This is a genomic window from Mucilaginibacter terrigena (assembly GCF_004168255.1).
Lineage (GTDB): Bacteria > Bacteroidota > Bacteroidia > Sphingobacteriales > Sphingobacteriaceae > Mucilaginibacter > Mucilaginibacter terrigena.
In genome coordinates this window covers 124,507-133,742 of the sequence record NZ_SEWG01000009.1, presented here as the reverse complement: position 1 = coordinate 133,742, position 9,236 = coordinate 124,507, and the positions used below count along the sequence as shown (strand labels likewise).

Here is a 9,236-nt window from a genome sequence, read left to right as displayed (position 1 = left end):
TTGGCGGTAACATTATTCACGTTTTATTGGTAATAGCATTTATTGCTTTATTACTTGGCGTAATAAGAAGGGCCTGATAAATCCAAATACTTATAGCCATCATCCGCATTAACTAACGGATGGTGGCTTTTTTGTTTATAAGCGAGTCGGCAATGGCTATATCTTCGGGGAAGGTGATCTTGATATTGCTATAGCTGCCTTCTATCAGCCTGATGGTGATGCCGCTTTTTTCCACTACCGAGGCATCATCTGTAAAACTATCGCAGTATGGTTGCTCATAAGCCTTTTTCAGCAATACCGATTGAAACGTTTGCGGCGTTTGCACCAGGTATATGCTGTCGCGATCTACGCCTGCCGATATTCCATCCTTTACCTGCCTTACCGAGTCGCGGCTTTTAACGGCAGTTACGGCGCTGCCATGTTCTGCGGCGCATCGGTAAGCCTCATCAATGATATCATGGCTTACAAGTGGCCGCACGGCGTCGTGTACAGCAATTAATACATTATTGCCTGTAATTTGGTCAACCGCGTTCTTAACCGAATGGAAACGGGTTTCGCCACCTGCAATTATTGTATGAGGAATAATGAAGTTATGTTTGCCGCAAAGCGATTCCCACATCTGGTGATACCCCGCATGTAAAACCAATATGATCTGGGGGGATGACCGGCTCTCGTAAAACGCCCTGATGGTGTGCATCAGCACCGGCTCGCCACAAAGTTCGATAAACTGTTTGGGCAGCGCCGACTGCATCCTGCTACCCGAACCACCTGCAACGATAACTGCATAGGTAGATCTGAGATTTGAGATTTTAGATTTGAGACCGGGCATTTTCTGTTATTGATAAACCAAAGCTATAAAACAAAAATGAGATATGGACTTCTGTCTCATATCTCAAATCTAATATCTCAAATCAAGCGAAGCTTAAATAATCAGCATCGCGTCGCCATAGCTGTAAAAACGGTATTTTTCTTTTACCGCTACTTCGTAAGCGTTCATTACATGGTCGTAACCACCAAATGCTGCAACCATCATCAACAGGGTTGATTCTGGCGTGTGGAAGTTGGTGATCATGGTGTTAGCAATACTAAACTCATACGGCGGAAAAATGAACTTGCTGGTCCAGTCGTTTGCCGGTTTTAGTATTTTACCTGCCGATACTGCCGATTCAACAGCACGCATAGAGGTTGTACCAACCGCGCAAATGCGTTTTTTACGTTCGATGCCACGGTTTACTATCCTGGCTTGTTTGTCTTCGATGATAAACTGCTCAGAGTCCATCTTGTGCTTGGTAAGGTCCTCCACCTCAACCGGGCGAAAGGTACCTAAACCCACGTGCAGGGTAACTTCGGCAAATTCTACACCTTTTAATTCAAGGCGTTTCATCAGCTCGCGACTAAAGTGCAGGCCGGCAGTAGGGGCGGCAACTGCGCCTTCGTGCTTGGCAAATATGGTTTGGTAACGTTCTTTATCTTCGGCAGTAGCCTTGCGTTTTATGTACTTTGGAAGCGGTGTTTCACCCAAGATCTCTACGTTACGGCGAAACTCCTCGTCGGTACCGTCAAACAAAAAGCGGATGGTACGGCCGCGGGATGTGGTGTTATCTACAACCTCGGCAATCAGCAGGTCGTCGTCGCCAAAATATAGCTTATTACCTACGCGGATCTTACGGGCAGGGTCAACCAAAACATCCCAAAGGCGAAGTTCCTTGTTTAGTTCGCGCAGCAAAAAAACTTCGATGGTAGCGCCGGTTTTTTCTTTGTTGCCATACATACGCGCCGGGAATACTTTTGTATTGTTCAGGATCATTACATCCTGGTCGTCAAAGTAATCCAATACATCCTTAAATATTTTATGCTCAATTTTGCCCGAATCGCGGTGTAAAACCATTAAACGTGATTCGTCACGGATATCTGACGGAGAATGAGCAATTAATGATTCGGGTAAATTGAATTTAAATTGAGATAATTTCATGCTTATATATATGAATTTTCAGGGCGCAAATGTACGGAATTTTTGTTATTTTCCACGCTTTTTTTGATGAGGGTACACTGTTAAAGTTTAAATCAAAAATAACTGTAACTTAAAGCCCTTAACACCGTCTAACCAATACTGTTTTTAAGCAAGGCAAAAATCAATGTTACCCGGTGTATCCGGTTATATCAAAATAGCGATATGATACTACTAAAACTTATCCGTGAAAGCTTCCTGTTTGCATATGATGCACTTAGGCAAAACAAGCTGCGTACCATGCTGTCGTTATTGGGTGTAACCATCGGTATCTTTACCATTATAGCGGTATCGTCGGCAGTTGATACCTTGCGTAACAACCTGCAAAAAAGCGTAGATAAGCTGGGCAGTAACAGTATTTATGTGCAAAAGTGGCCCTGGGTAGGCGAGGATAACTTTCCGTGGTGGAAATATATGCAAAGGCCGGTACCCAAAATGCGCGATTTTGAACAGTTAGAACGCCGCAGCCAAACCGCCAAAGCCCTTTCGTACGAAATTAGCATTGATAACCGCACCGTTAAATACCTTAGCAATACGGTTGACGGTGCACAGATAGACGCCGTATCGCACGATCACGATAAAACATGGAACTTTAACTTCCAGGATGGCCGCTATTTTACCGAGATCGAATCGCGTACGGGAGCGCCGGTGACCATTATTGGCGCCGATATTGCCGAAGCGCTGTTCCCGGATGGCACCGGTGTTGGCAAGCAAATAAAAATTATGGGCCGCAAGGTTACTATTATAGGCGTGTTTACCAAAGAGGGTAAAGATATGCTGGGCATTACCAGCGATAACGAAATATTGCTGCCATTAAACTTTGCCAAGAACGTAATTGATATTGAGAACGAAAAATACAACCCGCAGATAGTTGTGCGCGGGCACGATAACCTTAGCGATGTGGAGGTAGAAAGCGAAGTACGCGGTCTGATGCGTTCTATCCACAGTATCCGCCCCGGCGGCGAGGACGATTTTTCGCTTAATAAATCAACCATATTAACCAACCAGCTCGATCAGCTTTTTGGCATCATTAACAAGGGCGGGTTTATTATTGGCTTTTTCTCGGTACTGGTGGGTGGTTTTGGTATAGCCAACATCATGTTTGTATCGGTTAAAGAGCGTACCAACATCATCGGGATCCAAAAATCATTAGGCGCTAAAAACTATTTTATATTGCTGCAATTTTTGATAGAAGCAGTTGCATTATGTTTGATGGGGGGCTTTATAGGACTGTTTTTGGTTTACCTGGGCACCTTTGCCGTAAAGGCCGCGGCCGATATACAGGTGGTACTTGATGTTGGGAACATTACATATGGTATAGGTATATCTGTTACCATCGGCATGTTATCGGGCATTATTCCTGCCTACTTCGCATCAAAACTCGACCCTGTTGAGGCGATAAGAACCAATTAATAAAAAGATTATAATAAATGTAACGCCCGCAATGCGGGCCTTACTTATTTACTGAGGTGGAGTTGCGGCATAGCGTCACAGGGCAACGATATCGCTATTTACCCCTTCAAATCTTTAACCGGGTTAATTGCCTTTTGCCCTTGTTGGTGTTGTCACCTACAAGCCGCTATGCATTCGGCTACGCAAATTCGCGAACCTGTCCTAAAAGTTGTTGGTGACAACACCAACAACGGCGAAAACGCTATGCACAGTTCGCCAATGTATCGACAAGCCCGTTATAACAATTCATCTTTATTACCCCTTCAAATCATCAACAGCGATAATTGCCTTGCGGTATTTTGATACCTTTTCGAACAATACATCGGGTACAAAGGGCTTGGTGAGGTAATCGCACATACCGGCTTCAAATGCTTTGCCGTGGGTTTCAGGCATGGCATCGGCGGTAAAGGCTATAATGGGCATATCGGGGTAGCTTTGTTTAATAATAGCCGTAGCTTCAAAGCCATCCATTACAGGCATCTGCAGGTCCATAATGATCATATCATAGGCCTTGCCGTTTACCATATCCACAGCAATTTGGCCGTTAATTGCCTCGTCTACATCGGCACGCCATTTTTTAAGGAACTTTGATGCCACCATCAGGTTCATTTTATTATCGTCAACCACCAGGATGGTCATGCCGCTAAGGTCAGGTGGCAGCACCAGGTCGGCAGCGGTAAGTGTGCCCGACTGAAGCTCGGCTACGGGTGCAGCGGGGGTAAAGCGAATGCTGAAAGTAAATTTAGTGCCTTTGCCCAGGTCGCTATATACGTGTATACTGCTTTCGTAAAGCTCGATAAGCCGCTTGGTTATAGCAAGGCCGAGGCCTGTACCGCCATAATTATGTGTAATGGTTTGCGGCCCCTGTATAAATGGATCGAACACGATGGCCATATTTTCGGCAGCTATACCAATGCCGGTATCGGCCACTGAGAATTTTACCAGTACATCGCCGCTGCTCAGCTGTTGTTCTTTTTCCAGCAGGATGCTTACTTTGCCGGTATGCGTAAATTTAACGGCATTGCTTACCAGGTTTATCAGTATCTGCCCCAGTCGGGTTTGGTCGCCCATTAAAAATTCGGGGATGGTATCGTCAACAGTCAGTTCTATATCCAGGTTTTTCTCAACCGCTTTTGAGTAAAACGATTGCCTGATATTCTGCGCCAGCTGGTGGATGTTGAACGGCATATTGCTTAGCTGCAATTTGCCTGCTTCTATCTTGTTATAATCTAAAATATCATTAATAATGGCCAGCAGGTTTTCGCTGCTGAACTTAAGCGTATTAAGGTATTCCAGTTGCTCGGGTTTGGGGTTTTCTTCCAGCAAAAGGTTGGTAGTGCCAATAACGGCGTTCATTGGCGTGCGGATCTCGTGGCTCATAATAGACAGGAACTCCGATTTAAAATGCGAAGAACGCTCGGCCTGCTCTTTGGCCGATATCAACTCCTGCCTTACTTTTTGCTGTACGGTTATATCTTCGCCTATACTGGTGGTTTCTTTAATATTGCCGTTCTCGTCGTAACTAACGGTGTTTTGCCAGCTAATGGTGCGCAGCTCGCCGTCGCGGCAAATAATAGGATTAACATAGTGCGCCCTCACCGAGTTATTGTTGAACCATCCTTTAAGTATCTCGCGGTGTTCGCCGGTAACGAAATGGTCCATCCAGTTCATACCCAGTATTTCCATCTGGCTGTATCCAAGCAAGTTGGCCAGGTATTTATTACAAAAAATAACCCGCCCGTCCACATCTAATGATATGGCCGCCAGCTTAATAGTTTCCAATACCAGGCGGTATTTGTTTTCGGTGCGGCGGTAATCAATTTCGGCTTGTTTGCGCTGGGTAATATCCTGCAGGGTGCCTATAATTTTGCGTACGGTGCCATCTTCGCGGTACATTAATTTACCGGTGATAACGCTAATGTGCTTTATGTTCCCTTTAGGGGTTATAATACGATATTCGTACGATGTGCCACTGTTGTCGGCATTTTTAAACAGGTGCTTAATAATATATTTATCATCGGGGTGAATGTAATTTAACAGCATTTTGCCGAAGCGGGATACCGCGCCCTCGCTGCTGCAAACTTCGTAAATCGAGTTTACCTCATCGCTCCACGATAGCATGTTGGTTGTGCTGTCCCACTTCCAGTTACCAATTTTAGCAATAGTTTGTGCTTCAAGTAGTTCGGCCTGGCTTATTTTAACAGCTTTTTCGGCCAGCTTACTTTCGGTGATATCCTGTATAATGCCAAATACACGTTTCAAGCCGCCATCGTCGTGCTTCAACAGGTCGCCACGCAGTATCCTTAAATATTTTAAATTGCCCTTAGGGGTAATGAATTTATGCTCCAGGCTACCCTCACTTACCGAATTGATATTCATCAGGTACTGTGCGGCGGTTTCAAGGTCGTCAGGGTGTACCATGCTCATATAAAACTCAAACCGGGGTTTGCCTTCGGGGGCATTTTCAATCTCCAGGATCTTAAATAGGCTTTCGGACCAAAAAACCTCTTTGGTATCGCTATTGTACCACCAGTTACCTGTTTTTGCGATATCCTGGGCTTGCAGCAAAAGGTTTTTATTCTCTATAAGGGCGTCGGCGTGGCGTTTTTGTTCAGAAATGTCGGTAACCGAAACCGAGATCCGTTTGGTGTATTTACCTGTAACATCAAGCACAGGCGATGCCTTGGCTAAGAACCAGCCCGGTTCGCCATAAACCGAGGGGAATTCTATACTGATGCTTTTATTATTTTTTAAAACATGATCATATACCTCTAAAAAAGGTTTCGAGCGTTCTTCGCCAATAGCTTCTACCAATGTTTTATTCAGGAAATGCTCGGTACGTAAATATTGTGGTGTATGAGGGCCAAACCACACGTTAATGCAAATGTAATTCTCGTCAAATTCAAAAATGGTATCGTTAATGGAACTGATAAGGGCGTGTAATTGCTGCTGACTGTGGCGCAGCTTTTCGGCATTGGTTATTAACGATTGGTTTAGCTGTATAATGTTGTTCACCGCTTTTTTAAACTGCATTTTATAAGCCAGCATTACCAGGAACCATACATAAGCTATCAGCGTAAAAACACCCAATAAAATAATCAATACCGCAGGCGAGATACCTTGTGTGGGCGCAGTGTAATAAGCAGCAACCACCGCTATTATATTTAATATGCTGATACTTACAAACTCGCGTCGCTTTTTACAAAAAAGGGTTAAGGCAATAAATATGGTGATAGAACTAAAAAGATAAACATGGGCAAAACCGTTTACCCGCAACAGCATAAAGTTGTTTACAAACAGGTACGAGCATATGGTAAGCAATACAACTCCCTTAAAAAGGCCTTTATCCTTACCGTACGATAAACCAAGGGCTACCAGGCAAAAAGAGCAGTTAACCAGGCGCAGCCAAAGGGGGTCGTATGAGTTGTGGAAACACAGGTAATGTAAGGAGGGGCTGGCTATTAATAAGCCTAATAAAATAAGCCTGTAAATAGTAATGTCGTTTTCAACTAATAGCAGGGCCCTGTTTTTAAAAGACATATACAGCAGGGAAATTTTTAATTACACCAAACAATATTGGGGATTTAACCATAATTACTTAATAAGAATTTTACAAAGAGTAAATATATCTTAAAGGCTATTAATACGCAGATTTATTTACATTTGTTGCAAATACATAATTTTTCTATGTCTGAAACTGCACAATTAAAGATTGGTGATAAAACCTACGATTTGCCGGTGATAGAAGGTACCGAAGGCGAAAAGGCTATTGATATTTCTAAGCTGCGCGATCAGAGCGGTTACGTTACATTAGATATTGGTTATAAAAATACCGGCGCAACAAAAAGCGCTATTACATTTTTAGATGGCGAAGTAGGTATATTAAAATACCGCGGCTATTCGATAGAGGAACTGGCCGAAAACTCCACCTTTATAGAAGTTGCCTACCTGCTGATATACGGGAATTTGCCAACCGCCGAACAATTGCAGGCATTTGAATTTGAAATAAGCCACCATACCCTTGTACACGAGGATATGAAAAAGTTTTTTGATGGTTTCCCTTCCGGGTCGCACCCCATGGGGCAGCTGTCGTCATTAATTGGTGCGCTTGCGGCATTTAACCCGGCATCGTTAAAACAGGGCTTATCTGCCGAAGAGATCAATATTGAGATCATTAAACTGATAGGCAAAATGAGTACGGTAGTATCGTGGATATACAAAAAATCGTTAGGGCACCCGGTTATTTACCCGCGCAATAAACTCGATTATGTGACCAACTTTTTGCACATGACCTTTGGGCAACGTACAGAGGAGGTGGATATTGACCCGGTTGTAGTGGATGCCATGAATAAACTGCTGATACTGCATGCCGACCACGAGCAAAATTGCTCTACATCAACCGTGCGTATAGTAGGCTCGTCCGACGCGAATATCTATGCGTCTATCTCTGCCGGTATATCGGCGCTTTGGGGCCCACTGCATGGCGGTGCTAACCAGGCTGTTGTAGAAATGCTGCAAAAAATTAAGGAAGACGGCGGTGATGTAGATAAATGGGTAGCCAAGGCAAAGGATAAGAACGATCCGTTCCGCCTGATGGGTTTTGGGCATAGGGTGTATAAGAACTTCGACCCACGCGCCAAGATCATTAAGAAGGCTTGCGACGATATACTGGAGAAGTTAAACATAAACGACGAAACTTTAGAAATAGCTAAAAAGCTTGAGGAAGTGGCTTTAAACGACCCTTACTTTGTACAGCGCAAACTTTACCCAAATGTTGATTTTTACTCGGGTATTATTTACACCGCGCTGGGTTTCCCTACCGAAATGTTTACCGTGTTATTTGCCCTTGGGCGCCTGCCGGGCTGGATTGCCCAATGGAAGGAAATGAAGGCAAATAAAGAGCCTATTGGCCGCCCGCGCCAGATATACGTTGGCGAAACCGCAAGGGATTATACCGATATTAAAAAGAGGTAATGCCTCACCCCGGCCCTCTCCAAAGGAGAGGGTGATAAAAAACTAACGCTGTAGCTTAAGTCCTCTCCTTTGGAGAGGATTTAGGTGAGGCCAAGCCCGCTATATGCCGGGCTTTTTTTGTATCGTTAATCAAAAAAAACTTACGTTTCTTCTGTTAGAAATGAAAAAGAAAACAATCATTAAAACAATTCAAATAAAATTTCTCGTCGGTTTAGCCGTTGGGGGAGTACTTGTGTTTAGTTATTTTGCAATATTGGAAAATGCTGTTGGTTTATTTGATAAAACCTATTCTACAACGGATCTAATCAATAACTTCAACGATAAACGGCAGGAGATATACGAAACCAAGAGGTATTTTAACTCAATAGTCCCGAAGTATAAAAACGTTGATATTGAATTTGAAGATGATAAAATAGCGCGGTTGGTAATTAGTCCGATAGATACAGGACGAGGTTCTGACCTAACAGTAAACTTTCAAGATTGGAATATTCCTATTAAATCAAAAAAAACTGATTCGTTACTTGCAGTTTTAGGTTGGAATACTGTAACCTTAAGAACCTTAAAAACAAAACTCGACAATGCAAACTGTATTTCAATAGCAAACGGCGAGCCTACGACAATTGGATTTCAGCGAAGTGGTATGGGAATGTATTCTTTTGATGTTTTTAATAAACCTATACCAGATAGTTTAAAAGCGCGATATAATGATAGTTGTATGTTTATCTACGTAAATAAAACGCTTGTTTTGGAATACGGCGGCGGCGCTTTTGGAAGTCAGTGTTTTGCAAAAGAGAAGTAGTCA

At 43.4% G+C, this 9,236-nt stretch carries 6 protein-coding genes; 3 read left to right on the top strand and 3 right to left on the bottom strand.

Annotation, left to right across the window (positions count from 1 at the left end; genetic code table 11):
* Positions 1–112 precede the first annotated feature (112 nt).
* Complete coding sequence (locus EWM62_RS18225; protein WP_129878110.1) at positions 113–829, bottom strand: 2-C-methyl-D-erythritol 4-phosphate cytidylyltransferase; 717 nt, start codon at positions 827–829, stop codon at positions 113–115.
* Between the two features lie 93 nt (positions 830–922).
* Entirely contained in the window at positions 923–1,972 is a 1,050-nt protein-coding gene (gene queA, locus EWM62_RS18220; RefSeq protein ID WP_129878109.1) for a tRNA preQ1(34) S-adenosylmethionine ribosyltransferase-isomerase QueA, read from the bottom strand.
* A 201-nt stretch (positions 1,973–2,173) separates the two neighbouring features.
* Between queA and EWM62_RS18215 the strand changes: the two genes are divergently transcribed.
* Positions 2,174–3,421 carry an ABC transporter permease gene (locus tag EWM62_RS18215; protein ID WP_129878108.1) on the top strand — a complete coding sequence of 416 codons (1,248 nt, stop codon included), beginning with the start codon at positions 2,174–2,176 and terminating at the stop codon, positions 3,419–3,421.
* A gap of 294 nt (positions 3,422–3,715) precedes the next feature.
* Here EWM62_RS18215 and EWM62_RS18210 read toward each other — a convergent pair whose 3' ends face one another.
* Positions 3,716–7,000 (bottom strand): PAS domain S-box protein, encoded by a 3,285-nt coding sequence (locus tag EWM62_RS18210; RefSeq protein WP_129878107.1) that lies wholly within the window; start codon positions 6,998–7,000, stop codon positions 3,716–3,718.
* Positions 7,001–7,147: 147 nt separating this feature from the next.
* Between EWM62_RS18210 and EWM62_RS18205 the strand changes: the two genes are divergently transcribed.
* The gene (locus tag EWM62_RS18205; protein WP_129878106.1) at positions 7,148–8,434 is read left to right on the top strand and encodes a citrate synthase; all 1,287 of its coding nucleotides are present in this window, start codon (positions 7,148–7,150) and stop codon (positions 8,432–8,434) included.
* 160 nt (positions 8,435–8,594) lie between these two features.
* Positions 8,595–9,233: a hypothetical protein gene (locus tag EWM62_RS18200; RefSeq protein ID WP_129878105.1), complete on the top strand. Its 639-nt coding sequence runs from the start codon at positions 8,595–8,597 to the stop codon at positions 9,231–9,233.
* The last annotated feature ends 3 nt before the right edge of the window (positions 9,234–9,236 follow it).